This window comes from Pseudomonas sp. FP2196 (assembly GCF_030687715.1).
In the GTDB taxonomy this organism is placed as follows: domain Bacteria; phylum Pseudomonadota; class Gammaproteobacteria; order Pseudomonadales; family Pseudomonadaceae; genus Aquipseudomonas.
Genome location: NZ_CP117445.1, coordinates 5,462,806 through 5,486,824, shown reverse-complemented (window position 1 = coordinate 5,486,824; position 24,019 = coordinate 5,462,806). Strand labels below are relative to the sequence as shown.

General features: G+C 60.2%; 27 protein-coding genes. 13 read left to right on the top strand and 14 right to left on the bottom strand.

Annotation, left to right across the window (positions count from 1 at the left end; genetic code table 11):
* Nucleotide 1: 1 nt before the first annotated feature.
* From PSH79_RS24565 to PSH79_RS24555, 3 genes are read right to left on the bottom strand one after another with little or no spacing between them, the layout of a single operon-like run.
* A complete protein-coding gene (locus PSH79_RS24565; RefSeq protein WP_187678761.1) occupies nt 2-988 on the bottom strand; it encodes a lysylphosphatidylglycerol synthase domain-containing protein in 987 nt (328 codons plus the stop codon).
* Nucleotides 985-2,259, bottom strand: a complete 1,275-nt coding sequence (clsB, locus tag PSH79_RS24560; protein WP_305440055.1) for a cardiolipin synthase ClsB — start codon at nt 2,257-2,259, stop codon at nt 985-987. The genes PSH79_RS24565 and clsB overlap by 4 nt, the downstream gene beginning before the upstream one ends.
* On the bottom strand, nt 2,256-3,053 hold the full coding sequence (locus PSH79_RS24555; RefSeq protein WP_305440054.1) for an endonuclease/exonuclease/phosphatase family protein: 798 nt from the start codon (nt 3,051-3,053) through the stop codon (nt 2,256-2,258). The genes clsB and PSH79_RS24555 overlap by 4 nt, the downstream gene beginning before the upstream one ends.
* A 373-nt stretch (nt 3,054-3,426) precedes the next feature.
* On the opposite strand from PSH79_RS24555, the gene PSH79_RS24550 reads away from it, so the two are divergent.
* From PSH79_RS24550 to PSH79_RS24540, 3 genes are all read left to right on the top strand, one after another.
* Nucleotides 3,427-5,532 carry a mechanosensitive ion channel family protein gene (locus PSH79_RS24550; RefSeq protein ID WP_305440053.1) on the top strand — a complete coding sequence of 702 codons (2,106 nt, stop codon included), beginning with the start codon at nt 3,427-3,429 and terminating at the stop codon, nt 5,530-5,532.
* 213 nt (nt 5,533-5,745) lie between these two features.
* Nucleotides 5,746-6,630: a sugar nucleotide-binding protein gene (locus tag PSH79_RS24545; protein WP_103303743.1), complete on the top strand. Its 885-nt coding sequence runs from the start codon at nt 5,746-5,748 to the stop codon at nt 6,628-6,630.
* Complete coding sequence (locus PSH79_RS24540; protein WP_305440052.1) at nt 6,623-7,552, top strand: NAD-dependent epimerase/dehydratase family protein; 930 nt, start codon at nt 6,623-6,625, stop codon at nt 7,550-7,552. The genes PSH79_RS24545 and PSH79_RS24540 overlap by 8 nt, the downstream gene beginning before the upstream one ends.
* Nucleotides 7,553-7,730: 178 nt before the next feature.
* On the opposite strand, the gene PSH79_RS24535 is transcribed toward PSH79_RS24540, so the two are convergent.
* The 8 genes from PSH79_RS24535 to PSH79_RS24500 all read right to left on the bottom strand — a co-directional run bounded on the left by PSH79_RS24535 (nt 7,731) and on the right by PSH79_RS24500 (nt 14,143).
* A complete protein-coding gene (locus tag PSH79_RS24535; RefSeq protein ID WP_305440051.1) occupies nt 7,731-8,429 on the bottom strand; it encodes an OmpW family protein in 699 nt (232 codons plus the stop codon).
* Between the two features lie 222 nt (nt 8,430-8,651).
* Nucleotides 8,652-9,170 (bottom strand): DUF3299 domain-containing protein, encoded by a 519-nt coding sequence (locus tag PSH79_RS24530; RefSeq protein WP_305440049.1) that lies wholly within the window; start codon nt 9,168-9,170, stop codon nt 8,652-8,654.
* A gap of 11 nt (nt 9,171-9,181) precedes the next feature.
* Nucleotides 9,182-10,447 carry an ABC transporter permease gene (locus tag PSH79_RS24525; protein WP_305440048.1) on the bottom strand — a complete coding sequence of 422 codons (1,266 nt, stop codon included), beginning with the start codon at nt 10,445-10,447 and terminating at the stop codon, nt 9,182-9,184.
* Between the two features lies 1 nt (nt 10,448).
* The gene (locus PSH79_RS24520) at nt 10,449-11,159 is read right to left on the bottom strand and encodes an ABC transporter ATP-binding protein (RefSeq protein WP_305440047.1); all 711 of its coding nucleotides are present in this window, start codon (nt 11,157-11,159) and stop codon (nt 10,449-10,451) included.
* 134 nt (nt 11,160-11,293) lie between these two features.
* On the bottom strand, nt 11,294-11,893 hold the full coding sequence (locus tag PSH79_RS24515) for a DUF2796 domain-containing protein (protein WP_305440046.1): 600 nt from the start codon (nt 11,891-11,893) through the stop codon (nt 11,294-11,296).
* Nucleotides 11,894-12,051: 158 nt separating this feature from the next.
* Entirely contained in the window at nt 12,052-12,618 is a 567-nt protein-coding gene (locus PSH79_RS24510) for a hypothetical protein (protein ID WP_305440045.1), read from the bottom strand.
* Nucleotides 12,615-13,565, bottom strand: coding sequence for a CHAP domain-containing protein (locus PSH79_RS24505; RefSeq protein WP_305440044.1), 951 nt, complete (start codon nt 13,563-13,565; stop codon nt 12,615-12,617). The genes PSH79_RS24510 and PSH79_RS24505 overlap by 4 nt, the downstream gene beginning before the upstream one ends.
* Nucleotides 13,562-14,143, bottom strand: a complete 582-nt coding sequence (locus tag PSH79_RS24500) for a PAAR domain-containing protein (RefSeq protein ID WP_305440043.1) — start codon at nt 14,141-14,143, stop codon at nt 13,562-13,564. The genes PSH79_RS24505 and PSH79_RS24500 overlap by 4 nt, the downstream gene beginning before the upstream one ends.
* 135 nt (nt 14,144-14,278) lie before the next feature.
* Between PSH79_RS24500 and PSH79_RS24495 the strand changes: the two genes are divergently transcribed.
* The gene (locus PSH79_RS24495; RefSeq protein WP_305440042.1) at nt 14,279-14,635 is read left to right on the top strand and encodes a hypothetical protein; all 357 of its coding nucleotides are present in this window, start codon (nt 14,279-14,281) and stop codon (nt 14,633-14,635) included.
* 152 nt (nt 14,636-14,787) lie between these two features.
* On the opposite strand, the gene trxA is transcribed toward PSH79_RS24495, so the two are convergent.
* The 3 genes from trxA to PSH79_RS24480 all read right to left on the bottom strand — a co-directional run bounded on the left by trxA (nt 14,788) and on the right by PSH79_RS24480 (nt 16,934).
* Nucleotides 14,788-15,660: a thioredoxin gene (gene trxA, locus PSH79_RS24490; protein ID WP_305440041.1), complete on the bottom strand. Its 873-nt coding sequence runs from the start codon at nt 15,658-15,660 to the stop codon at nt 14,788-14,790.
* 156 nt (nt 15,661-15,816) lie between these two features.
* A complete protein-coding gene (locus PSH79_RS24485; protein ID WP_305440040.1) occupies nt 15,817-16,473 on the bottom strand; it encodes a methyltransferase in 657 nt (218 codons plus the stop codon).
* Nucleotides 16,470-16,934: a YbaY family lipoprotein gene (locus PSH79_RS24480; protein WP_305440039.1), complete on the bottom strand. Its 465-nt coding sequence runs from the start codon at nt 16,932-16,934 to the stop codon at nt 16,470-16,472. Before PSH79_RS24480 ends, PSH79_RS24485 begins: the two co-directional genes overlap by 4 nt.
* Before the next feature lie 128 nt (nt 16,935-17,062).
* On the opposite strand from PSH79_RS24480, the gene nrdR reads away from it, so the two are divergent.
* The 9 genes from nrdR (at nt 17,063) to PSH79_RS24435 (ending at nt 23,905) form a co-directional block, all read left to right on the top strand.
* Nucleotides 17,063-17,527 (top strand): transcriptional regulator NrdR, encoded by a 465-nt coding sequence (nrdR, locus tag PSH79_RS24475; RefSeq protein ID WP_007910946.1) that lies wholly within the window; start codon nt 17,063-17,065, stop codon nt 17,525-17,527.
* Nucleotides 17,524-18,657: a bifunctional diaminohydroxyphosphoribosylaminopyrimidine deaminase/5-amino-6-(5-phosphoribosylamino)uracil reductase RibD gene (gene ribD, locus PSH79_RS24470; RefSeq protein ID WP_305440038.1), complete on the top strand. Its 1,134-nt coding sequence runs from the start codon at nt 17,524-17,526 to the stop codon at nt 18,655-18,657. Before nrdR ends, ribD begins: the two co-directional genes overlap by 4 nt.
* 47 nt (nt 18,658-18,704) lie before the next feature.
* On the top strand, nt 18,705-19,370 hold the full coding sequence (locus PSH79_RS24465; protein ID WP_305440037.1) for a riboflavin synthase: 666 nt from the start codon (nt 18,705-18,707) through the stop codon (nt 19,368-19,370).
* A gap of 16 nt (nt 19,371-19,386) precedes the next feature.
* Nucleotides 19,387-20,478, top strand: coding sequence for a bifunctional 3,4-dihydroxy-2-butanone-4-phosphate synthase/GTP cyclohydrolase II (gene ribBA, locus PSH79_RS24460; protein WP_305440035.1), 1,092 nt, complete (start codon nt 19,387-19,389; stop codon nt 20,476-20,478).
* Nucleotides 20,479-20,663: 185 nt separating this feature from the next.
* The gene (gene ribE, locus PSH79_RS24455) at nt 20,664-21,140 is read left to right on the top strand and encodes a 6,7-dimethyl-8-ribityllumazine synthase (RefSeq protein ID WP_003228649.1); all 477 of its coding nucleotides are present in this window, start codon (nt 20,664-20,666) and stop codon (nt 21,138-21,140) included.
* Complete coding sequence (gene nusB, locus PSH79_RS24450) at nt 21,137-21,637, top strand: transcription antitermination factor NusB (protein ID WP_039761889.1); 501 nt, start codon at nt 21,137-21,139, stop codon at nt 21,635-21,637. The genes ribE and nusB overlap by 4 nt, the downstream gene beginning before the upstream one ends.
* Nucleotides 21,638-21,664: 27 nt before the next feature.
* Nucleotides 21,665-22,630, top strand: coding sequence for a thiamine-phosphate kinase (thiL, locus tag PSH79_RS24445; RefSeq protein WP_305440033.1), 966 nt, complete (start codon nt 21,665-21,667; stop codon nt 22,628-22,630).
* On the top strand, nt 22,627-23,130 hold the full coding sequence (locus tag PSH79_RS24440) for a phosphatidylglycerophosphatase A (protein WP_007910933.1): 504 nt from the start codon (nt 22,627-22,629) through the stop codon (nt 23,128-23,130). The genes thiL and PSH79_RS24440 overlap by 4 nt, the downstream gene beginning before the upstream one ends.
* A 37-nt stretch (nt 23,131-23,167) precedes the next feature.
* A complete protein-coding gene (locus tag PSH79_RS24435) occupies nt 23,168-23,905 on the top strand; it encodes an ABC transporter substrate-binding protein (protein WP_305440032.1) in 738 nt (245 codons plus the stop codon).
* Nucleotides 23,906-24,019: the final 114 nt, after the last annotated feature.

Genomic DNA, 24,019 nt, shown 5'->3' with positions numbered 1-24,019 from the left:
GTCAGGAAGGCTTCTTTTCGATCCGCAACGACTTGGCCTTCGCCTCCACCAGCAGATACATCACCACCGTAATCAATAACGGCAACAGAAAATAAATCGCCCGATACGCCAGCAGCCCCGCCACCAGACTACCCCGCGAAGCCTCGTGTTGCAGCAGGGCAACGAACACCGCTTCCAGCACGCCAAGCCCAGCCGGAATATGCGTGATCACCCCGGCAATCGCGCTGATCAGCAACACGCCGAGCACCAGCGGATAGTCGAGTTTGCTCGGCAGTAACGTAAAAATCACCGCCGCCATCAGCGACCAGTTCAACGCGCCAAGCAACAGTTGCAACACCGCCATGCGCAGCGACGGCAAATTGATCTCCACACCGCGAATCGACCACTCGCGCCGTTTTGAGAACTGGCACGCAGCGAGATACCCGGCGCTGATCAACAGCAACAACACACCGATGCCTTGCAACGCCGTGGTGCTGACTTTCCAGCCCGGCGGCATGCTCACCAGGCCACTGCTGAATACCACGCCGGCGATGGTCATGTAGCCAAACCAGTTGGTCGCCAGGCTCAGGCCGAGAATTTTGGCGATGTTGCTTTTGCTCACGCCCAGCCGCGAGTACAGCCGATATCGCATGGCGATTCCGCCGACCCAGGCACTGAGGTTGAGGTTGAACGCGTAGCTGATAATCCCTACCGGCAGAATCTGTTTCCAGGTCAGGTCCTGGCGGATGTAGGTGCGTCCGATCAGGTCGAAACTGGCGTAGGTCAGAAAACTCAGCAAGGTCACGCTGGCGGCGATGATCAGCGTGCGCACCTTGAAGTCGGCGAGGGTTTGCAGCACCTCGGCCCATTCGATACGACGGGCGAACATCGTCAGCAGCACGATCAGTGCGAGGAAAAACAGCGCCGTCAGCGGACGTTTCCATTTGCTCCAGCGTGAGTGCGTCGCTGGCGCGGCATGATGGGTTGCCGGGGCTTCGGAATGGCTCATGAGTGATCACCTCGAAATGGTTTGAGCCGTGGTTTGTGCGCCGGCAGCCAACCGGCCATCGCCGGAAAATGCCGCAGAAAGTGAAACACCAGAAAACCCACGGTCATGTGCCAGATACGCCCGCGGGGCGATTTGCTGGCGTCCATGGCTTTGCAGTGGTTTTGGCTGAGGTCTTCGAGACGCCGGAACAGTTCCTGATTGAACGCGCGGTCGCGGATCAGCACGTTGGCTTCCAGGTTCAGCGACAGGCTCAGCGGGTCGAGGTTGCTCGAGCCGACGGTGCTCCACTCGTCGTCCACCAGCGCGACTTTGCCGTGCAGTGGGCGCTGGCAATATTCGTGGATCTGCACGCCGGCCTTGAGCAAATAGTCATAGGTCATGCGCGCGGCGAGTTTGGCCACCAGCATGTCCGGCTGGCCTTGCAGGATCAGCCGCACATCAACACCGCGCCGGGCGGCGTTGCGGATCTCGCGCAACAAACGATAGCCGGGGAAAAAATAAGCGTTGGCAATCACCACCCGCCGTTTGGCGCGGCGCAACACCTGCAAGTACACGTCTTCGATATCGGTGTTGTGCTGATCGTTGTCACGAAACACCAGGCGCACCTGGCCGTCGTGATCGGTGACAGCCATTTCGGCGCGACGCTGGCGCCGGCGTTGCCACCAGAACCGTGCCCGACCGGGGCGACCACTTTGCAGCAGGGCGAAATGGTGGATATCGGCCACCGCCGGGCCTTGAACTTCCACCGAGTAGTCCTGTTTGGCTTCCGGCCCGAAATCCAACAAATGGTCGCCGGAAAAATTGATCCCGCCAATGAATGCGATCATGCCGTCGACCACCACGATCTTGCGATGCAAGCGGCGGAACCAGTTGGTGCGAATGCCCAAATGTTTGGGGGCGGGATCAAACATCTGCAGATGTACGCCGGCTTCGCTCAGGGCGGCGAGATAACCGGTGGTCAGCTCGCCACACCCGAAGCCATCAAGGCTGACGGTGGTGCGTACGCCGCGGCGGGCAGCGTCGATCAGGATCTCCTGTAACTCCTGGCCGACCTTGTCTTCAAAAACGATAAAGGTCTCCAGCAGAATCTCGCTTTTCGCCGCCCGCATAGCTGCAAACACTCGCGGGAAATACTCCTCGCCGTTTTCCAGCAGCTCGACCCGGTTGTTGCCCTGCCAGCCATATTCGACAGCAACGTGGCCGGGCTCGCGTATCGGCGGGTTGACGGTCATCGGTTCTACGGCGGACTTCTCCAGCGGTGCGCTGCTCATAGTTCGATCTCCACCGATAACGGTGCGTGGTCGGAAAGGTGGGACCAGGGCCGGTTGGCGAGAACTTTCGGCTGGCTGGTCTTGAGGTTGCGCACGTAGATGCGGTCCAGTCGCAGGGTCGGCAGACGCGCCGGAAAACTGCGCGCCGGCTTGCCATGATGTTCGGCGAATACTTCACGCAGACCGTAAGGCTTGAGCAGTGCGCCGGCACGCTGGCGCCAGTCGTTGAAGTCGCCGGCGACGATCACCGGCGCGTCGTCGGGCAGCTCGGCGAGGCGTTGGCCGAGCAGTTTCAACTGGGCGTTGCGGTGACTTTCGCGCAGGCCCAGATGCACACAAATCGCATGCACCTCGACGCCGTCGCCGGGCAGGCGCAGCACGCAATGGAGCAAGCCACGGTTTTCATGGCCGCTGATCGAAACGTCGAGGTTGTCGTGGCGAATGATCTGGAATTTCGACAGCAGCGCATTGCCGTGATCGCCGTCCGGGTACACGGCATTGCGCCCATAGGCGAACTGCGGCCAGAGGCTGTCGGCAAGAAACTCGTACTGCGGCATCGTCGGCCAATTGGTGTAGCGCTTGGGATGGTGTTCATGGGTACCGTGAACTTCCTGAAGGAAAACCACGTCAGCCGCCACGCTGCGCACCGCTTCACGCAACTCCGGCAGGATGAATCGCCTGTTGAGCGCGGTGAAACCCTTGTGGGTGTTGACCGTCAGCACGGTGAAGCTGCGCACCGATGGCGCGACGACGGAGCCTTCGTCGGTGAAACCGACCGGTTCTGAAATGCTCATGCCTGCGCTCTTTCGCCAGCAGATTCGCCGTGCGGATTGTCGTGCTCATGGGCGTAGCACCAGCCGAAAGTACCGATATAAATCGTTGCCATGCCGCCCTCCCGTCGAAAGTCTCCGTACCGCCTCTGTCTGTTGATGACTGCGGGCGGTTCGGGAAAGTTTCGATGGCGTTACGGACGGTAGTCTGAAGATCCCATCGCCCCTGCAGGAGATTTGCGCGGATCAGTGGCCAGTGACGATGCGCGCGGAGCTTTCGGCATAGGTCGGGCCGAGACGGTCGCCGCGACCTTTCCACGCGGTGAGGGTGCTCTTGAACTTGCCAGGCAATTACCGATCAGTTCCTTACAGGTTCAGCCAACGGGAGATCGGAGTTTTGATCAAGTTCAGGATCGCCATTTTGCTGGGAGCATTGTTGTTTCTCGGTGCCAACGAGCTCGAAGCCGCCGCGCTGCCGGGTCTTCCTGTCGCCACAGAGGAGGCGGCCAAACCCGAGCCGATTGTCCAGGGCGGACTGCTTGGCGCCATCAGTTCGAGCATCGATGACGTACAAGACAAACTCGACCTCAACGAGCATCTGGTCGACGCCTGGCGCTTGCGTGCTGACCGCGCCGCCGATGAAGTCGACAAACTGGTCAATCAACCGTCGAACCGCTCGGGCTGGAGCGTTGCCGGGGATTTTCTGATGTTGTCCGGTGTGTGGCTTGGTGCATTTGCGTTGCTGACCGTGCTCGGCAGCCTGTTGGCCAAACGTCTGCGCGAGGGCCGCTGGTTTCGTACGCGCCAGCGCAGTCAGGATCTGCTCGGCTACCTGCTGCCGTACACCGTGCCGGCACTGATCTGCCTGCCACTGACGCTGTACGTCAGCCACTTTCTGCAAGCCTCGGTGGGGCGCGCGCTGGCGCTGTGTTTTGCCTACGCGACCAGCAGCGGCATCTTTTCCACGTCGATGCTGTTGTGCGTCGTAGTGATGTTCAATGTCGGCCACAAACGCCCGGCCGCGCGGATCATCCGCAGTTATTGCCCGCGACCGCTATTCCTGATCGGTTTCCTCGCCGCCCTCAGCGATGCGCTGACCAGCCCGCAGATCGCCCGGCAATTGGGTGGGAACATCACCAGCAGCGTTGCGGTGTTCACCGGGCTGGTTGCCTCGGTCATCTTTGGCCTGGTGGTGATTCGTCTGCGCCGCCCGGTGGCGCATCTCATCCGCAATCGTTCGCTGAGCCAGCGTCTGAAACAACCGTCATTGCAGGAGTCGCTGCGGATTTTTTCCGGGCTGTGGTATTGGCCCATCGTGCTGATGGTGCTGGTGTCGGCGGTGAGTCTGATCGGCATTGGCGAAGACAATCAAAAGGCTCTGCGTTGTGCGTTGTTCACCACGGTCCTGCTGATCGGCACGGTGTTTCTCAGCACGATCCTCCAGCACCTGTTCAAGTCGCGCAGGGCCGAAGCGATCCAGCGCAGCAGCGCTTACAAGGAGCGTTTTCTCAGCCTGTTGCACGCATTGCTGCGGATCGTCATTGCGATTGCCTTCATCGATATCCTCGGGCGGATCTGGGGCGTGTCGCTGCTTGATTTCGCCCAGAGCAGCACCGTTGGCCGGGCGATCAGTAACGCACTGAGCAGCATTGGCCTGATCTTTCTGGTGACGTGGTTGCTGTGGGTGGTGCTCGACACGGCAATTCAGGAAGCGCTGAAACCACCGGTCAGCAAACGCGCGGCGCGCCAGCCCAGCACCCGGGTGAAAACCATTCTGCCGCTGCTGCGCAACGCGATCAAAATCATCCTCGTGGTGATCTGCGCGATCACCACCATGGCCAATTTAGGGATCAATGTGGCGCCGCTGCTGGCCGGTGCCGGGGTGGTCGGTCTGGCCATCGGTTTTGGTTCGCAACAGTTGGTTCAGGATGTGATCACCGGATTGTTCATCATCATCGAAGACACCCTGTCGATCGGCGATTGGGTGGTGCTCGATTCCGGGCATGCCGGCACGGTGGAAGGTTTGACCATTCGCACGCTGCGTCTGCGTGACGGCAAGGGTTTTGTCCACTCGGTGCCGTTCGGCCAGATCAAGGCAGTGACTAACCAATCACGGCAGTTCGCCTATGCGTTCTTCTCGGTGCAGTTCACTTACGACACGGATGTGGAAAAGGCGATCGAGCTGATCCGCCAGGCTGGCGATTCGATCCGCGAAGACCCGTTCCTCAAGTACAACCTGCAAGGGCCGCTGGATGTATTTGGCGTGGACAAGATGGATCTCAACGGCGTGGTGCTGACGGCGCAGTTCCGCACGGTGTCCGGTGGGCAATACGCCGTGAGCCGGGCGTTCAACCAGCGTTTGAAAAAGCTTGTGGATAACAGCCCTTGGGTGCATTTCGCGCAGACTTATCCACAGCAGGTTTTGTTGCCCAAGCGCGAGCCGGCGGATGATGTGGTGCCGGAGCACCCCTCAGTGGTGTTGCCGCAGCAATCGCCCACCTGACGGCAGGATGGTGTCGTGGGAGTGCTGGCCCCTTCGCGAGCAAGCTCGCGAAGTGGCCAGTTTGTTCGGTACAAATCCCGGCCATCGACACTTTACGGGTGACGGTTGCGCACTAAACCCGCAAAATGCAACGATTCCGGCAATTATCGACGACGGCGCCACAAGCATCGTCGCCAAAGCCATCGTTCCAATCAGACTAGGCCTGCTGACTCTATGCGAATGCGCCTTATGTTACTGGGCGGCGGAAATGCCCTTGGGCAGGCGCTGATTCGCCTCGGTGCGGAAGAAGACATCGGTTTCCTCGCCCCCCGCCCCCCCGAAGACGGCTGGGATGCCGCGAGCCTGACGCAACTGCTCGACGACACCCGTCCCGATGCGTTGATCAACCTTGCCTACTATTTCGACTGGTTCCAGGCCGAGACTGTCAGCGAAAGCCGCATGGCCGGGCAGGAACGTGCGATCGAGCGGCTGGCCGAACTGTGCCAGCATCACAACATCGTCCTTGTGCAACCCTCCAGTTATCGGGTGTTCGACGGCTCGCGTGCCACCGCCTACAGCGAAAAAGACGAACCGGTGCCGCTGGGCCTGCGCGGTCAGGCGTTGTGGCGCATCGAACAAAGTGTTCGCGCGACGTGCCCGCAACATGTGTTGCTGCGTTTCGGCTGGCTGCTCGATGACAGCCCTGACGGCACCCTCGGGCGTTTCCTCGCCCGCGCCGAGCAACCGGAAGAATTACTGCTGGCCGACGACCGTCGCGGTAATCCGACGCCGGTCGACGACGCCGCGCGCGTGATCATTTCGGTGCTCAAGCAACTCGATTGCGCAGCGCCGCTGTGGGGCACTTATCACTACGCCGGCCACGAGGCGACTACACCGCTGGCGCTGGGTCAGGCGATTCTGACCGAAGCGCGCAGCCTGCATGCGCTGGCCATTGAAGCGCCGACCGCCCAGGCCCACGCCGCGCGGCCGGACGCTGCCGAGGAGCCGCAACACGCAGTGCTCGCCTGCAAGAAAATTCTGCACACTTTCGGGATCAAGCCGCGCGCCTGGCGTGCCGCGCTCCCGGGCTTACTGGATAGGTTCTACCGTCATGGCTGAAGGTACTGTTTTAATCACCGGCGGAGCCGGTTTCATTGGCTCGCACCTGACTGACGCTTTGCTCGCCAAAGGACATTCGGTGCGGGTGCTGGACGATCTGTCGACCGGCAAACGCAGCAACCTGCCGCTGGATAATCCCAAGGTTGAATTGATCGTTGGCGATGTCGCCGACGCTGCGCTCGTTGCCCAGGCGATGCAAGGCTGCAGCGCAGTCGCTCACCTGGCGGCGGTGGCTTCGGTGCAGGCGTCGGTGGATGATCCGGTGAAGACTCACCAGAGCAACTTCATCGGCACCTTGAATGTCTGCGAAGCCATGCGTCTGGCCGGGGTCAAACGTGTGTTGTACGCCTCCAGTGCAGCGGTGTACGGCAACAACGGCGAAGGCGAGTCGATCGATGAAGACACGCCAAAGGCTCCGCTGACGCCCTACGCGTCGGACAAACTGGCGGGCGAGCATTACTTCGATTTCTATCGCCGCCAGCATGCTCTGGAACCGGCGATCTTCCGCTTCTTCAACATCTTCGGCCCGCGTCAGGATCCGTCGTCGCCGTATTCCGGCGTGATCAGCATTTTCAGCGAACGCGCGCAGAAAGGCTTGCCGATCACCGTGTTCGGCGATGGCGAGCAGACACGCGACTTTCTCTATGTCGAAGATCTGGTTGACCTGTTGGTGCAGGCGCTCGAAAAGCCTGAAGTGGAAGTCGGCCCGGTGAACGTCGGCTGGAACCAGGCGATGAGCCTGAAGCAGATGCTTGAGGAGTTGCAAACGGTTGTCGGCGAGTTGCCACCGGTCAGCTATGGCCCTGCACGCTCCGGCGACATCCGTCACTCGCGGGCGAACAACCAGCGCTTGCTGGAGCGATTCTCGCTGCCAGAGCAGACGCCGATGAGCGTTGGGCTGGCGCGGTTGCTCGGAAAATAGCACGACCGCAGACATGAAAAAGGCGCCCTTCAACAGGCGCCTTTTTCACGGCCGGAATATGTCTCTATCCCTGTGGTGAGGGGATTTATCCCCGATCGACTGCGCAGCAGTCGCCTTCAGTTCAAGCTGCCCACCACCAAGCCTCATTCACCACCACGTGAACGTTCGCTAAATCGGCTTAGAACTTATAGCCCAAACCTACCATGTAGATGAACGGATCCACATCCACGTTCACCCGTGCCCGAGTGCCCGGTGCCACGGAGTTGTTTTCCACAGTCGCGCGAGTATCGATGTCGATGTAGCGCACTTGAGCGTTGAGCATGATGTTGTCGGTCAGCATGTAGTCCGCACCGACCTGCCACGCCAGCCCCCAGGAATTTTTTGCCTTGAAATTGCTGAAGCCGTTGGCGCTGGCTTCGCTGCCGACGTGCTCGTCGTAAATCCAGGTGTAGTTGATGCCGCCGCCGACATACGGTTGGAATGCCGACTTCGAATCCAGCGGGTAGTAAACGACGCTGAGGGTCGGTGGCAGGTGTTTCAGGGTGCCGAGCTTGCCATTGGCTGCTGGCAGGGCGGTGCCTTTGAGCTTCACGTCATGTTCGAACGGCGTGGCCGCGAGCAATTCGAGACCGACATGGTCGGTGAGCATGTACGCGAAGTTCAGGCCCAGTTGAGTGTCGCTGCTCATGGTCGCCTTGCCGCCCAGATTGGTGCCGCTCAGCGGACCCTGATCGACCTTGACGCTGGAGCTGTCGGCCTTCGGGTTGACAGTGATGGCACCGGCACGGATCAGGATGTCGCCGGCTTCGTGAGCGTGGGCGAGCGGGGCTGCGAGCGCGAGGGCAAACAGCGAGGCGCTGAGCAAGGACTTGTTCATGGGGGCTCCAAAAGGACGTTAAAAATTTCTGATGTCCTATGGTACGAAGCCAACTGATACGGTCTTTTGACTCAGCTCAATGAAACAGTGAAGGGGCGGGTTTCTGTTGAACCTTTGCCGGCCTCTTCGCGAGCAGGCTCGCTCCCACCCTGGAAGGTGATCACCTGTGGGAGCGAGCCTGCTCGCGAAGACGATGGATCAATCAACACAAAACTGCCGGATTCACTCCGGCAGCTCATACACATAAATCTTGTCGGCATCCATCTGATACCCGGCATCCGCCAGTTCACTGCTGGACGCTTTAACCTGCAACGGCCCCTCGACCCAATACGGCTGATACAGCTCATCCAGCTTCACGCCCAACTCGCTTTTCACATGCACGATCTGGTTCGACGGCGGTGGCGGCACATGGATGCAGGCGCCGAAATACGGCACCAGCAAAAAGTCCGTGGTGCGTCCTTCTTCATTGACTTCCAGCGGCACGATGTAGCCCGGCAGACGAATGTTCTGACCATCGAGTGACTGCACAACCGGCGCATTCGGCATGTCCTGTTTCGCCGCTGGCGCGGCTTCGGCCGACAGCGCATCGCTCATCTTCGACAGATCGTGCAGCGGGGTCATGTTCGGCACTTCCGGCGCCGCGTCCGGCGGGATCATTTCCGACCAGGTCAAATCTTTCGGCGCCGCTGCCCACACGGGCAGGGCGACCAGCAACAGCAGCGCAAGCAAGGCGCGGGGCATGGTGAACATCCTCATAAACGGATCGACAGGCCATCGGCCAAGGATTGGCGATACGCACGCCAGGCCGGCACGCTGCCCATCAGCAGCGCGGCCGCCAGAATGCCACCGAGCAGCGTCCATTCATACTCGCTCGGCCACGCCAGCGGCAGGAACAAACCGTAATTGGCTTGCACATAACCTTGCGCAGCGGCGATGCCGATGTACAACAACGCCAGCCCGGCGATCACCCCGGTCAACGCCAACGCAAAGGCCTCCAGCACCAGCAGGCTCGCGATATGCCACGGTCGCGCACCCACCGAACGCAGAATCGCCATCTCCCGGCGCCGCTCGTTAAGGCTGGTGAGAATCGCCGTGAGCATGCCGATCAATCCGGTCAACACCACGAACAGCGAAACCACGAACAGCGCTTTTTCAGCCGTGCTCATCAGGCTCCACAACTCCTGCAAGGCCACGCCCGGCAGGATCGCCAGCATCGGTTCGCCACGGAATTCGTTGATCTCGCGTTGCAAAGCGAAGGTGGAAATCTTGCTGTTGAGGCCGAGCATGAACGCGGTGATCGCTTGCGGCGTCAGGTCCATGTTGCGCGCCTGATCGGCAGAGACCCGGCCGTTGCCCCGCGCCGGCACGCCGTTGTGCCAGTCGATGTGAATCGCCTCCATACCGCCGAGGCTGATGTGCAAGGTGCGATCCACCGGGGTGCCGGTGCGCTTGAGAACGCCGACCACGGTGAACGGTTTGTCGTCATGTTTGACCAGACTGATCGCCGCCACGCCATGAGCCAGCACCAGTTTGTCGCCGAGCTTGTAATGCAGCGCGTCGGCCACTTCAGCGCCGAGCACCACTTCAAACGGATCGGTGGCAAACGCGCGGCCATCGGCCAGTTGCAGGTGCTGCTGACGACCGTACTGGTAATGCTCGAAGTAGGCTTCGGTGGTGCCCATCACCCGATATCCACGATGGGAATCGCCGAGGGACATCGGGATCGCCCACTTCACTTTCGGGTTATTGGCGAAGTGTTCGAAGCTGTCCCAACGGATGTTGTTGGTGGCATTGCCGATGCGAAACACCGAGTACAGCAGCAGATTCACCGACCCCGAACGAGCGCCGACGATCAAGTCAGTGCCGCTGATGGTGCTGGCGAAACTGGCTTTGGCCTCGGTGCGCACCCGTTCGACGGCGAGCAGCAGACAGACCGACAGGGCGATGGCGAATGCGGTGAGCAACGCGGTGAAGCGGCGGTTGGCCAGGCTGGCCATGGCCAGACGAAACAGATACATCTCAGACCTCGGCAGACGTAGCGGCGCGATTGAGTTCGGCCAGGGACAGGTGACGGTCGAACAGCGGCGCCAGGCTCTGGTCGTGGCTGACGAACAACAGGCTCGAACCGGCCTCGCGGCATTCGGCGAACAGCAGGCGAATGAAGTTTTCCCGAGCGTCGTAATCCAATGCCGAGGTCGGTTCGTCGGCGATCACCAGTTCCGGCTGTCCGATCAAGGCACGGGCGGCGGCAACCCGTTGTTGCTGGCCGATCGACAGCGAATCGGCGCGGCGACCGAGGATGCTTTCGTCCTTCAGACCCAGGTGGGCGAGCAGGGTGGCGGCGGCTTGATCGACGCTGCCGTGACGCTGCTTCGCCCGTTCGGCGCGCAATTTGGAGAAGTGGCAGGGCAGTTCGACGTTCTCGCGTACCGAGAGAAACGGCAGCAGGTTGAACTGCTGGAAGATGTACCCGGTGTGATCGACGCGGAAGGTATCGCGGGCGCCAGCAGACAGTGCGGTCAGTTCCTGGCCGAGCAGGCGAATGCTGCCGCGATCGGGTTTTTGCACACCGCCGAGCAGGCCGAGCAGGGTGGTCTTGCCGCTGCCGCTGGGGCCTTTGAGAAACAGGGTTTCACCCGCTTCCAGACGAAACGCCGGGATGTCCAGCAGCGGCGGGTGGCCGGGCCAACTGAAGCCCAGGTCGGACAGTTCGATGAGTGCTTGGGTCATGGCGCCGATTTCATGGTTATACACAAGCCCCTGTAGGAGCTGTCGAGTGAAACGAGGCTGCGATCTTTTGAACTTCGCGATCAAGATCAAAAGATCGCAGCCTTCGGCAGCTCCTACACAGGGCCGCGTTGGATTCAGAACTTCAGTGCAGCAGCCTTGGCGGTCACTTCGGTGCCTTGCTGGCCGCTGGCGCTGATCAGTTGTACCTGAATTTTCTGTGTCGCCGGGAAGATCTTGAAAACGTTCGCCAGATCCAGCGTCTTCAGTGCGCCCGGGGCTGCACACTTGAACTGGTAGTGCGCGTGGATTTCGCTGTGATCGTGGTGATGCTCGTGGCCGTCCTTGCCCGCTTCATCGTCGTCGTGATCGTCGGCATCCGGCTTGTCACCGAACAACGGGCTCTCCAGCTCCTGACTGACCACTTTGCACCCGGCAGCGGCTGGCAGGTTGAATAGGGCCAGAGGCTTTTCCAGTTGGGCGCGGGCCGCGGCGACCTTGGCTTTGTCGGCATCTGTGCTGGCGACGTGTTCGAAACCGACGAGGTTCATCGCCGGGCTTTCCAGCTCCAGTTCCAGCGTCTGGCCATCCAGCGCGGCATTCAATCGACCCACACCATGTTCATGCGCGCCAAGGCTGCCGTGCTCATGGTCGTGATCGTGGTCATGCTCATCAGCAGCATGGGCGATGGCCCACGGCAACAGGGCAAACGGCAAAGCGAGCAGCAGACGACGCATGGCGGTCTCCGGGAAGTAAAGTGAAGAGTTTGTTATGTAATCTTATAACGAAAGTGCGCAGAGTTTGCCCGTGTGCTCCGCTTTGCGCAAGACATGACTGAGCTCCGCCCGGGACAGATTCCGGGGCGGTGCATAGATTGGAGTTCACACTTTTAGAGTCAGAAGCCAGCGCCGGGATAGTCGAACCAGTAATGTCCCGATAGCACATGCTTGATCAGATTTGCGTCTAGCACGCTCGGCGCATCGCGACTAAAGCGCTCGCGCCAGGCTGGCAGCCACCAGTAGTTGATGGCTGTTCCGCGGGGAAGTACTACAAGTGTCATCACTTCCCGATCAATTTTTTCCTCTGCGTAGAGTTGATGGGTGCGATCCATGAAGCCCATGTACTGATTGATCGGCAGCTGAAACATGAGTGCAGTGGTGAAGATTTTTTCGCTCTGACTGAACGTTGGACTTCGCAGAATCTGCAATGCTTCGCAAACATACGCCTGTGGTTGACCAGCGATTTTTTGGCCTTCGGGAGTAGAAAGTATGTCGAAACGATCATCCAGATCCCGCCAGTCGATACGGCTATTTCCCTCAAAGTAATCGCGAATTACGGCGGTAAGCTGACCTGGCTCTGTGTTTTTGGAAGTACAGGCTGAAAGGTCGGCAGGCGACCAAAAGCGCCATGCCACGATGAATAGAATTGAAGCAGTCAGGATTATCCAAGAAAGTCGTTTCATTGTGGTTTGCTGTGTTTGTAACGTCGAAAAATGGTGAAGTCATGGTCACTTTCCACTGCGTTGCCCGACGCATGACGAAAGCCTGCATCATTGACTTCTACTTTCTCCCAGCCTGCGGAAATGCAGACGCCCTGAGTCAGGACAAAACCCACGTGCCCGCTGGCATCCGAGTAATTGACCGCATAAGCACCGACATCGCCCGGCAAAGGCGAACGTTCCACTTTCCAGCTATTGAGAAGTCGTCCGCTGTCGGCCCATTCACCCGCCAGCGGTGGGCTGACCTTGGAGAAATACGGCAGGTATTTGGATTTTCCATGTTCGATCAACGCTACATTGACCCCGATCGAAGTCAGCACGTCGTAGACAAACAGATTGCATTTGTTCGTGTTTGCCGGGAATTCCACACTTTGCTTTAGCGTTGGATGCGCCAAAGACTGTTTGCTTTTGTTACCTGCCCATTGCGTGGAACCTCGGTGTGAAAGCGCCTCCATCAATATTCGGCGCGGCATATCCTGGATAACTACTTTTACGGTGCGGGTCTCGTTTTTGCGTTTGACCCCGTACTCCACCTCGTAAAAGGTGTCATTCGAAACGGCACCGCTTGTGGACAAGGGCACCTTCACCCACGGTGAGACGGCGACGATCGACAGTGATTTGCCTTCGGTCAACGTGGCTGTGTGCATAGCCTTTGTCGCTCCCGATGCGCCGACGATCTGAACAGTAACTTCGTGGCTATCGCGGGTTTTTACCGAGGGTAGTTTCTTTGTACCCGAGAGCGTGATGCCGGTTTGCCCCTTGTCAGAGATGAGCGAGTAAATTCGGGGTTTGTCATCGCTCTGAGTAATGTTGTCGTCGATGATCAATCCATCCACCAGCATCTGAAACTTGATGCCTTTTGGTGGTTGCATCAGAAAGTCTTTAAAGATCAGTTTGATTTCCGATTTCATGACAGGTCCTGCTGCAAGGGTTCTTCGTACGCATAAAACGTCCACTCGGAATCTTCACCGACCAACAGGGTGTCGTAATCCGCGTGGTTGTCTACTGAGTGTTCGCATCCTTCACCCGTGGTGCTGCAGGTGCTGTCTTGCAAGACAGCCACCTTTTTCTTGTCCTTGAGTTTGTAGGACAGTCCGGGCTTTTCGACATCATCCAAGCGTTCGATGATCACCTGCAGATAACGATACGAAGTCAGCGCGACAATCGGTGGCCCCATGTCGATAGGGGCGGGGCGCCCTATTCCGGCAAAACCACTGTGTTGTTGAGGCAGCAGTTTGTTGGACATGGGTGGGCAGCCGCAGGCGACATAGTCATCTACCAAGGCAGCGGGGCCAGCAGGCAATATCAGTGTTCTTTCGCCCACCGCCACGATCGGACCTTTGCCGGGACCGCAAACCGGACAACTGGCGAGTTGTCCGATGGAGGCGATGATCTTTCCTTCGATATTGAGGTTCTCATTTCCCTCAAGTATCACTCCACCCGTAGAGGTAGGGCCTCCCTTTGAGGCCAGTTTTCGTCCTGAAGACATGGGCATCCTTCCCATGGAAAAGAGACCAATGTAGACGATTGTTCGATAAAAACCAGAGGCCTGTGATGCTGTGCGCTTGGCGTTACACAAGTCCCGTGGGAGCATGCAGGTCAGAAATGTGCGGGAGCGAACTCAATGTTGCGGATACGCGGAACCGTCGGCGAGGTGCCGGTGGATTTGACAGTAGAACTGGATGACGGCGACTGGGCGAAGCTGGGCGCGGCCCTTGGTGCGCAGCCAGCGATTGTGCAAGCGGCGACCGCTGCGGCTCCGGCGGCGAAACCGCAGAATCAGGACGATGCGTTGTGGCAGGTTGCCAGGGATTTGCTGCGCAAGGCCGGGCAACTCAGCGGGCCGGATCTGCTCGAGCAACTGGAAGGCCTGTCTGGCAACGCGGTGTCAGGCAAGCGCCTGCTGGTACGACTGCGCCACAGTTCGGACGTAAAAGTGCTGAGCGGCGGGGATACGCCGCTTTACAGCTGGATCGAATAGAGCGCCAAGGCAAAAGATCGCAGCCTGCGGCAGCTCCTACAGGTTCAGCATTCACCCGCAAAACGGTGTGGCGCCCGCGATCTGCGTACATCTGCAAAACGGGTGGTCCACGATCCCCTGTAGGCGCTGCGGCACGCTGCGATCTTTTGATCTTAATAAAGCGCAGCGAACATCTTGCGACGGTAAACACCCACCAAAGGGTGATCGTTGCCCAACAGCTCAAACACCTGCAGCAAAGTCTTGTGCGGCAAACCTTCGCCATAGCTGCGGTTGCGGATGAACAACTTGAGCAACGCCTCCAGCGCCGCTTCATATTGCTGACGAGCCAGTTGCTGGATCGCCAGTTGATACACCGCCTCATCGTCCTGCGGATCTTTCGCCAAACGCGCTTTCAGGTCGGCAGCGTCCGGCAGGTCGCGGGCAAGGCCCAGAAATTTGATCTGCGCCTTCGCCCCGGCGAGCGCGGCTTTGTGCTCATCACTCTTGACCGCGTCGAGCACGGTTTGCGCTTCATCCAGTTCCCCGCGCTCAGTCAGGCAACGGGCGTACAGGATCAACGCCTTGGCATTGGTGTTGTCTTCATTGAGCATCACCACCAACGCGGCTTCGGCATCGGCGTAACGACCGTCATCGAACAAGGCCTGAGCCTGTTCGAACGGATCGGCAGCCGCCGGCGCCGGCATCTGCACATGGGGTTCGAGCAAGGCACGTACGGCGGATTCCGGTTGTGCACCGGCAAAGCCGTCAACCGGTTGTCCGTCCTTGAACAGCACCACGGTCGGCAGGCTGCGAATGCCGAAGCGGGCAACGATGTCCTGCTCGATGTCGCAGTTGACCTTGGCCAGCAGCAACTCGCCCTGATAGCTCTCGGCAATGCCTTGCAGCATCGGCATCAGCGCCTTGCACGGCGCACACCATTCGGCCCAGAAATCCACCAGCACGGGTTTATTGAAGGAAGCCTCGATCACCGACTGGTCGAAATCGGCAGTCGTGGCGTCGAAGATGTACGGCGTTGGCTGACTCATGGGGGATCTCTTCTAAGCATCAATGAACGCACTATAAGCGGTGCCGCAAAAGATCGCAGCCTTCGGCAGCTCCTACAGTAATCGGGTTCGCCGCCAATTTTGCGGATTGACACAGAACCTGTAGAAGCTGCCGAAGGCTGCGATCTTTTGGCAGCGTCAGTCACGCCGCGCATGGTAAAGGCTGACATGTCTGAACTCTTCAGGCTCAGCCAGATCCGGCAAGGTCATCGCCTCAAGCATTCCTATGCGCTCATACAGTGGATGGCGAAAATCCCTGACCCGCGAATCTGCCACCAGCGCTTCACGCCCTCGGCTGAGAAACGCATCGAGCAGCGCCAGGTTCGCCCGGTCATACAACACATCCGCCACCAGGATCAGATCAAAGCGATCCGCTTCGGCAAAGAAATCTGTCGAATAACTCATCTGCACATCATTGAGCGCGGCATTCGCCCGGCACGCGGCAATCGCCAGCGGATCCAGGTCGCAGGCCACCACTTCCAGCGCCCCGGCCTTCACCGCCGCAATCGCGGCGATGCCGGAGCCCGCGCCAAAATCCAGCACCCGCTTGCCGCGCACCCATTCGGGAAACTCCGCCAGATAACGCGCCACCGCCAGGCCACTGGCCCAGCAAAAACTCCAGTAAGGCGGCTCGTGCAGAATTCGTTGGGTTTCTTCCTGGCTGAATTCGCGCGCCATGTTGTCGCCGTCGATCAGCCACAACTGCAAATCGGTGTCCGGCAACGCACAGGCTTTCAGTCTGGCGTCGCCGAGCAGTTCACCCAATGCCTGTTGCAGGTCGAGCGGTGCATTCATGGTGCTTTGACGAATTGCAGTTGTCCCAATGCCTGAGTGGTCGGCTGGGTAATGGTTTGCGACGGCAGATGCAGGATCAATTGACCCGACTGGCTGGCGCGGCCACGCAATTCAACCCGCGCCCCGGCCGGGAAGGCCTCGGGATTGAAGCGCACGTGGAACGGCAGGATCTGGTTGTTGCCGATCAGGCTGGAACTGGCGAGCAATTGCTGCGGGCGATCTTTTGCATCGATCACCAGGAGCGCGAGTTCGACTTCGGCACCGGCCGGCACGCCTTGCAGGGTGCCGCTCAGTTCACGTTGATAGGCTGGCAGCGGGCCGAGGTCGGCGGCCTCTTTGGCTTTTTTCTGCGCCTGCTGTGGCGCCGGGCCTGGCGTTGGCGGCTGAGGCTTGGGTGCATCGCTGCCACAGGCCACCAGCAGGCTGAAAAGACTGAGCAAAACGAGCGGACGTAACGACATTGGCAGCTCCGGCAAAATGAAATCCATGGATCAAACGATCATGCCAGTCTGTATACCGCAAACCCTATGGCTTGTCTTGCCACCGGGATGCGCTACCATGGCCCTCCCTTTTTTTGTTGCCAGCCACCATGCACTGTCCCTTCTGCGGTGCCAACGACACCAAGGTCATCGACTCGCGTCTGGTCGCCGAGGGCGAACAGGTGCGCCGCCGGCGTGAATGCCTGGCCTGCGGCGAACGTTTCACGACATTCGAGACGGCCGAACTGGTGTTGCCGCGCCTGATCAAAACCGATGGCAGCCGCCAGCCGTTCGACGAAGAAAAACTGCGCGCGGGCATGCAACGCGCCCTGGAGAAGCGTCCGGTGAGCGTCGAGCGCCTCGAATCCTCTCTGGTTCACATCAAGCACAAGCTGCGCGCCACGGGCGAACGCGAGGTCAAATCCCTCGTGGTCGGCGAACTGGTCATGGCCGAGCTGCAAAAGCTTGATGAGGTCGCTTATATCCGTTTCGCTTCGGTCTACAAGCGCTTCCAGGACCTCAACGAATTCCGTGAAGAGATCGACCGCCTCGCCCGCGAACCGGTGAAAGAATGACCAGCGCCGCCGAGCAGGCCATCCTCGACGCCCGTTTCATGGCTCGCGCGCTGGAACTGGCGCGCAAAGGTCACTACACCACGCACCCCAATCCTCGGGTTGGCTGCGTGGTGGTGCGGGACGGGCAGATTGTCGGCGAAGGTTGGCACGAACGCGCGGGCGAACCCCACGCCGAAGTCCACGCCCTGCGCGCTGCCGGTGAACTGGCCCGGGGCGCCACCGCTTACGTCACCCTTGAACCTTGCAGCCACCATGGCCGGACGCCGCCGTGCGCCGAGGCGCTGGTGAATGCCGGCGTTGCTCGAGTGGTGGCGGCGATGCGTGATCCGAATCCGCAAGTGGCGGGCCGTGGCTTGCAGCGTCTGGCCGATGCCGGTATCGCCACCGAAAGCGGCGTGCTTGAAGGCGAGGCGCGCAAGCTCAATCAAGGTTTTCTGAAGCGCATGGAACACGGCTTGCCGTTCGTGCGGGTCAAATTGGCCATGAGCCTCGACGGCCGCACGGCGATGGAAAGCGGCGAGAGCCAATGGATCACCGGCCCTGCGGCGCGTTCCGCTGTACAGCGTTTGCGCGCTCAGGCGGCGGTGGTGCTGACCGGTGCCGACACAGTGCTGGCCGATGGCGCACGCCTGACCGTGCGTGCTGAAGAACTGGGTCTGGATGCCGAACAAAGTGCCTTGGCCATGAGCCGTCCACCGCTGCGCGTGCTGGTCGACGGACGCCTGCGGGTGCCGCTGGATGCGCCGTTCTTCAAGGCTGGCCCGGCGTTGGTCGCCACTTGCGTGGCCGTCGAAGAGCAATACGCCAACGGCCCGGAATGCCTGATCGTGCCGGGTGATGACGGGCAGGTCGATCTGCATCAGTTGCTGATCGAACTGGCCAACCGAGGCGTCAACGAGGTGCTGGTCGAGGCTGGTTCGCGCCTGGCCGGTGCCTTTGCTCAGCTTGGTCTGGTCGATGAGTTCGTGATCTTTATCGCCGGCAAGTTCCTAGGCTCTACGGCGCGTCCGCTTTTGGATTGGCCGCTGAGCTATATGAAGGATGCTCCCGAGCTGAAAATCACTGAAATTCGCGCAGTGGGCGATGACTGGCGAGTCACTGCCATCCCCGTTCATTCGGCGAGCGTATAATTCCCGGCCATCGCGTTAGCGCTGGCTTCGTTCTCAAGGAGAACCCCATGTTTACCGGCATCATCGAATCCATCGGCAGCATCCGTGCACTGACCCCAAAGGGCGGCGATGTACGGGTGCATGTTGAAACCGGCAAGCTCGACCTGAGCGACGTCAAACTCGGCGACAGCATCGCGGTCAACGGCGTCTGCCTGACGGCCGTTGAACTGCCGGGCGACGGCTTCGCTGCCGACGTCAGCCGCGAAACCCTCGACTGCACCGCCATGAACGACCTGAAAAGCGGCAGCCCGGTCAATCTGGAAAAAGCCCTGACCCCGACCACCCGTCTCGGCGGGCATCTGGTCAGCGGTCACGTCGACGGTGTCGGTGAAGTGGTTTCGCGTAGCGACAATGCCCGCGCCGTGGAATTTCGCATCCGCGCGCCGAAAGAGCTGGCCAAGTACATCGCCCATAAAGGCTCGGTCACCGTCGACGGCACCAGCCTGACCGTGAACGCGGTCGATGGCGCCGAATTCATGCTTACGATCATTCCGCACACCCTGAGCGAAACCATCATGGCGTCCTACAAGCCAGGTCGCCGGGTGAACCTGGAAGTCGACTTGCTGGCGCGTTATCTGGAGCGTCTGTTGCTGGGTGACAAGGCTGCAGAGCCTGCATCGGGCGGCACGATCACTGAAAGCTTTCTGGCCGCCAACGGCTACCTCAAATCCTGACTGAAGGGGGTGCCTTGTGGCGCTCAATAGCATCGAAGAACTGGTTGAAGACATCCGCCAAGGCAAGATGGTCATCCTCATGGATGACGAAGACCGCGAGAACGAAGGCGACCTGATCATGGCCGCCGAATGCTGCAAGGCCGAGCACATCAACTTCATGGCCAAGCACGCCCGTGGTCTGATCTGCATGCCGATGAGCCGCGAGCGCTGCGAGCTGCTGAAGCTGCCACTGATGGCGCCACGCAACGGTTCCGGTTTCGGCACCAAGTTCACCGTGTCGATCGAAGCCGCCGAAGGCGTCACCACGGGTATCTCTGCCGCCGACCGTGCGCGCACCGTGCAAGCGGCTGCCGCCAAAGACGCCAAGGCGGAAGACATCGTCAGCCCGGGCCACATCTTCCCGCTGATGGCGCAGGCCGGTGGCACCCTGGCGCGCGCCGGCCACACCGAAGCCGCTTGCGACCTGGCGCGCATGGCCGGTTTTGAGCCGAGCGGTGTGATCTGCGAAGTGATGAACGACGACGGCACCATGTCCCGTCGCACCGAGCTGGAAGCCTTCGCCGCCGAACACAACATCAAGATCGGCACCATTGCCGACCTGATTCACTACCGGATGATCCACGAACGTACCGTTCAGCGGATTGCCGAGCAGCCACTGGACAGCGAACTGGGCCAATTCAACCTGGTGACCTATCGTGATTCCGTGGAAGGCGACGTGCACATGGCCCTGACGCTGGGCAATGTTTGCGCCGAAGAGCCAACCCTGGTTCGCGTACACAACATGGACCCGCTGCGCGACCTGTTGATGGTCAAGCAACCGGGTCGCTGGAGCCTGCGCGCCGCCATGACGGCGGTTGCCGAGGCTGGCAGCGGTGTAGTGCTGTTGCTCGGTCACCCGCTCGATGGCGACGTGCTGCTGGCGCATATCCGTGAAACCGCGGATCAGGCTGTGGTGAAAAAACCGACCACTTACAGCATCGTCGGTGCCGGTTCGCAGATCCTGCGCGACCTCGGCGTGCGCAAAATGCGCTTGATGTCGGCACCCATGAAATTTAATGCGATATCCGGTTTCGATCTGGAAGTTGTAGAATACGTGCCCTCCGAATAATGACCGGTTGTTTCCGACATTGTTGACATGGATTCTTGTGGTGAGGGGATTTATCCCGAAGGCTGCGCAGCGGCCCCTGTTTTGGGACTGCTACGCAGTCCATCGGGGATAAATCCCCTCGCCACAGCTAATATCACTGAGGGATGCGTACGAGACGCGTCCCGGCTCTTTAAGAGATCTGACGAATGACCCTGAAGACCATCGAAGGTACCTTCATCGCCCCTAAAGGCCGCTACGCTTTGGTAGTGGGCCGCTTCAACAGCTTCGTCGTTGAAAGCCTGGTCAGCGGTGCAGTTGATGCCCTGGTTCGCCACGGCGTAAGCGAAAGCGACATCACCATCATCCGCGCCCCTGGCGCCTTCGAAATCCCGCTGGTTGCGCAGAAAGTCGCCCAGAAGGGCGAGTTCGCAGCCATCATCGCCCTCGGCGCGGTCATTCGTGGCGGTACTCCGCACTTCGAATACGTGGCGGGCGAATGCACCAAGGGCCTGGCCCAGGTGTCCATGGAGTTCGGCGTGCCGGTCGCTTTCGGCGTCCTGACCGTTGATTCCATCGAGCAAGCCATCGAACGTTCCGGCACCAAGGCCGGTAACAAAGGTGCTGAAGCTGCCCTGTCCGCTCTGGAAATGGTCAGCCTGCTGGCGCAGTTGGAGGCCAAGTGATTAGCGACGAAAGCGATCGTTTCAACCCGCGCGATCCGAAACCAGCGGATGCCGGCAAGCCCTCGAAAAGCGTCAAGCGTCGCGAAGCCCGTCAGCTTGCGACTCAAGCGCTGTACCAGTGGCACATGGCCAAGCAATCGCTGAACGAGATCGAAGCGCAATTCCGGGTCGATAACGATTTCACCGATGTCGACGGCGCTTACTTCCGCGAGATCCTCCACGGGGTTCCGCAGTTCAAGACCGAAATCGACACCGCGCTCACGCCTTGCCTGGATTTGGCTATCGAAGAGCTGGACCCGGTTGAACTGGCGGTTCTGCGCCTGTCCACCTGGGAACTGCTCAAGCGCGTCGACGTGCCGTACCGCGTTGTGATCAACGAAGGTATCGAACTGGCGAAAGTCTTCGGTTCGACCGACGGCCACAAGTTCGTCAACGGCGTACTCGACAAACTGGCCCCGCGCCTGCGTGAAGCTGAAGTGAAGGCATTCAAGCGCTGATCGGCGCTTGAATACTTTTTCTCAGCCATGGGCGAGTTTGAGCTGATCCGCAATTTCTTCTCCGCCTCGCCCTGTGCGCAGGGCGGCGAAGGCGTTGCGTTGGGGATCGGCGACGACTGCGCCTTGCTGGCGGTTCCCCCCGGGGAACAGCTGGCGATTTCCACCGATACGCTGGTGGCCGGCGTGCATTTCGCCGACCCCTGCGATCCGTTTCTGCTCGGTCAGCGCTCGCTGGCCGTTGCGGTCAGCGATCTGGCCGCCATGGGCGCCACGCCCGTTGCCTTTACCCTTGCCCTGACTGTGCCCACGGTGACCGCCGATTGGCTGCAAGCCTATGCCCGTGGTTTGAACCGTAAGGCGCAGAGCTGCGGCGTGGCGTTGGTCGGTGGTGATACCACGCGCGGGCCGCTGAGCTTGACCGTCACCGTGTTCGGTCGCGTCCCGGCGGGGCAATCCTTGACCCGTAGCGGCGCGCAGCCGGGTGACTTGCTGTGTGTCGGCGGTGAACTGGGCAATGCAGCCGGTGCGTTGCCGCTGGTATTGGGCCAGCGCGACGCCACGCCGGACATCGCCCAACCGCTGCTCGATCACTATTGGTCGCCACAACCGCAACTGGCCCTCGGTCAGGCGTTGCGCGGCAAAGCCACGTCAGCGCTGGACATCTCCGATGGCCTGCTCGCCGATTGCGGCCACATCGCCCTGGCGTCGAAGGTGCGGCTTGAGATTGAACGCGAGCGCGTGCCGTTGTCGGATGCTTTAGTGGCGTTTCTCGGCCAGCGTGGCGCCGAGCGTGCAGCGCTCAGTGGTGGCGATGATTACGTGTTGGCCTTCACGCTACCGTCCGTCGAGTTGCCGGCACTGCTGGCCAATGGCTGGCCTATCCATGTGGTCGGTCGCGTAGCCGAAGGGCAGGGCGTGGTCCTGCTGGATCGCGAAGGGCATGACATCACCCCGCAAATCCGGGGCTATCAACATTTTCAGGAGACACCGTGACAGATCACCCGAAACAGGTTCCGGCCGAATTCGTTCCGCCGTCTGTCTGGCGCAATCCCTGGCATTTCCTCGCCTTCGGCTTCGGTTCGGGCACCTTGCCCAAGGCGCCGGGCACGTGGGGCTCGTTAGTTGCGCTACCCTTTATCCCGTTGTGGCAGATGCTGCCTGACTGGGGTTACTGGCTGATGCTCGGGATCACCATGCTGTTCGGCTTCTGGCTGTGCGGCAAAGTGGCCGACGATCTGCGGGTGCACGACCACGAAGGCATCGTCTGGGACGAAATGGTCGGGATGTGGATCACCCTGTGGCTGGTGCCGGAAGGCTGGTACTGGTTGCTCGCGGGTTTTCTGGTGTTTCGCTTCTTCGACATTCTCAAGCCGTGGCCGATTCGCTGGATCGACCGGCATGTCCACGGCGGCGTCGGCATCATGCTCGACGATGTGCTGGCCGGTGTGTTCGCCTGGCTGGCGATGCAGGGACTGGTGTGGATTTTCGCCTGATCTTTCATGGTGCGGGCGGTAAGTGAGGAAACTAAGGATGGCGGGACGCTGGTTGGCGCTGTTGGTTTTTGCCTTGCTGAGCACTGTGGCCAGTGCGCAGGAAGCCCCGCCGGCACCCTCGGTCATCCATCTGGCCAGTGAAGACTGGGAAGACTACACCGCCGCCGACGGTCATGGCCTGGGCTGGGACGTGTTACGCAAGGTATTCGAACCGGCCGGGGTGAAACTGGATATTCGCACCGAGCCGTACACACGCTCAGTGGGCCTGGCCCAGCGTGGCGAGGTCGATGCCTGTGTCGGCTCTTATCATCAAGAGTTCAGCGACCTGCTTTATCCGCGCTGGAATTTCGACACCGACCACGTTTACGCGTTGGGTCTTGCCAGTAACCCGGCGCCGACGCCGGAAACCCTTGGCAGCTATCGACTCGCGTGGGTGCGCGGCTACGACTATCAGAACTATCTGCCCAATGTGCGCAGCTATAACGAAGTCATCCGCCGCACCGGCATCCTGTCGATGCTGACCCGCAACCGCGCCGACTACTACATCGACGCGTTGACTGAGATCGACTATGTGCTCAGCCGGGCCAGGGATCCGTCGCAGTTCCGTACGACGCATATCGCCGAACTGCCGCTTTACCTGTGCTTCGCCAATACGCCGCAGGCGCGCACGTTGATGGCGCTGTTTGACCAGCGCATGACGCAGTTGGTGAAGAGCGGTGAGCTGAAACCGATCTTCGCGCGCTGGAAGCAGCCGTATCCGTTTGGTTCGCCCTGACGCGAAACCCCTGTAGGCGCTGCGGCACGCTGCGATCTTTTGACCTTGATCTTAAAAATCAGGATCAGAAGATCGCAGCCTCGTTTCACTCGACAGCTCCTACAGCTGTCCATG

What these genes read in the sequence shown, in the direction of transcription:
- PSH79_RS24565 (WP_187678761.1), bottom strand. Translation starts at nt 988, where the DNA reads ATGAGCCATTCCGAAGCCCCGGCAACCCATCATGCCGCGCCAGCGACG.
- clsB (WP_305440055.1), bottom strand. Translation starts at nt 2,259, where the DNA reads ATGAGCAGCGCACCGCTGGAGAAGTCCGCCGTAGAACCGATGACCGTC.
- PSH79_RS24555 (WP_305440054.1), bottom strand. Translation starts at nt 3,053, where the DNA reads ATGAGCATTTCAGAACCGGTCGGTTTCACCGACGAAGGCTCCGTCGTC.
- PSH79_RS24545 (WP_103303743.1), top strand. Translation starts at nt 5,746, where the DNA reads ATGCGAATGCGCCTTATGTTACTGGGCGGCGGAAATGCCCTTGGGCAG.
- PSH79_RS24540 (WP_305440052.1), top strand. Translation starts at nt 6,623, where the DNA reads ATGGCTGAAGGTACTGTTTTAATCACCGGCGGAGCCGGTTTCATTGGC.
- PSH79_RS24535 (WP_305440051.1), bottom strand. Translation starts at nt 8,429, where the DNA reads ATGAACAAGTCCTTGCTCAGCGCCTCGCTGTTTGCCCTCGCGCTCGCA.
- PSH79_RS24530 (WP_305440049.1), bottom strand. Translation starts at nt 9,170, where the DNA reads ATGCCCCGCGCCTTGCTTGCGCTGCTGTTGCTGGTCGCCCTGCCCGTG.
- PSH79_RS24525 (WP_305440048.1), bottom strand. Translation starts at nt 10,447, where the DNA reads ATGTATCTGTTTCGTCTGGCCATGGCCAGCCTGGCCAACCGCCGCTTC.
- PSH79_RS24520 (WP_305440047.1), bottom strand. Translation starts at nt 11,159, where the DNA reads ATGACCCAAGCACTCATCGAACTGTCCGACCTGGGCTTCAGTTGGCCC.
- PSH79_RS24515 (WP_305440046.1), bottom strand. Translation starts at nt 11,893, where the DNA reads ATGCGTCGTCTGCTGCTCGCTTTGCCGTTTGCCCTGTTGCCGTGGGCC.
- PSH79_RS24510 (WP_305440045.1), bottom strand. Translation starts at nt 12,618, where the DNA reads ATGAAACGACTTTCTTGGATAATCCTGACTGCTTCAATTCTATTCATC.
- PSH79_RS24505 (WP_305440044.1), bottom strand. Translation starts at nt 13,565, where the DNA reads ATGAAATCGGAAATCAAACTGATCTTTAAAGACTTTCTGATGCAACCA.
- PSH79_RS24500 (WP_305440043.1), bottom strand. Translation starts at nt 14,143, where the DNA reads ATGTCTTCAGGACGAAAACTGGCCTCAAAGGGAGGCCCTACCTCTACG.
- PSH79_RS24495 (WP_305440042.1), top strand. Translation starts at nt 14,279, where the DNA reads ATGTTGCGGATACGCGGAACCGTCGGCGAGGTGCCGGTGGATTTGACA.
- trxA (WP_305440041.1), bottom strand. Translation starts at nt 15,660, where the DNA reads ATGAGTCAGCCAACGCCGTACATCTTCGACGCCACGACTGCCGATTTC.
- PSH79_RS24485 (WP_305440040.1), bottom strand. Translation starts at nt 16,473, where the DNA reads ATGAATGCACCGCTCGACCTGCAACAGGCATTGGGTGAACTGCTCGGC.
- PSH79_RS24480 (WP_305440039.1), bottom strand. Translation starts at nt 16,934, where the DNA reads ATGTCGTTACGTCCGCTCGTTTTGCTCAGTCTTTTCAGCCTGCTGGTG.
- nrdR (WP_007910946.1), top strand. Translation starts at nt 17,063, where the DNA reads ATGCACTGTCCCTTCTGCGGTGCCAACGACACCAAGGTCATCGACTCG.
- ribD (WP_305440038.1), top strand. Translation starts at nt 17,524, where the DNA reads ATGACCAGCGCCGCCGAGCAGGCCATCCTCGACGCCCGTTTCATGGCT.
- PSH79_RS24465 (WP_305440037.1), top strand. Translation starts at nt 18,705, where the DNA reads ATGTTTACCGGCATCATCGAATCCATCGGCAGCATCCGTGCACTGACC.
- ribE (WP_003228649.1), top strand. Translation starts at nt 20,664, where the DNA reads ATGACCCTGAAGACCATCGAAGGTACCTTCATCGCCCCTAAAGGCCGC.
- thiL (WP_305440033.1), top strand. Translation starts at nt 21,665, where the DNA reads ATGGGCGAGTTTGAGCTGATCCGCAATTTCTTCTCCGCCTCGCCCTGT.
- PSH79_RS24435 (WP_305440032.1), top strand. Translation starts at nt 23,168, where the DNA reads ATGGCGGGACGCTGGTTGGCGCTGTTGGTTTTTGCCTTGCTGAGCACT.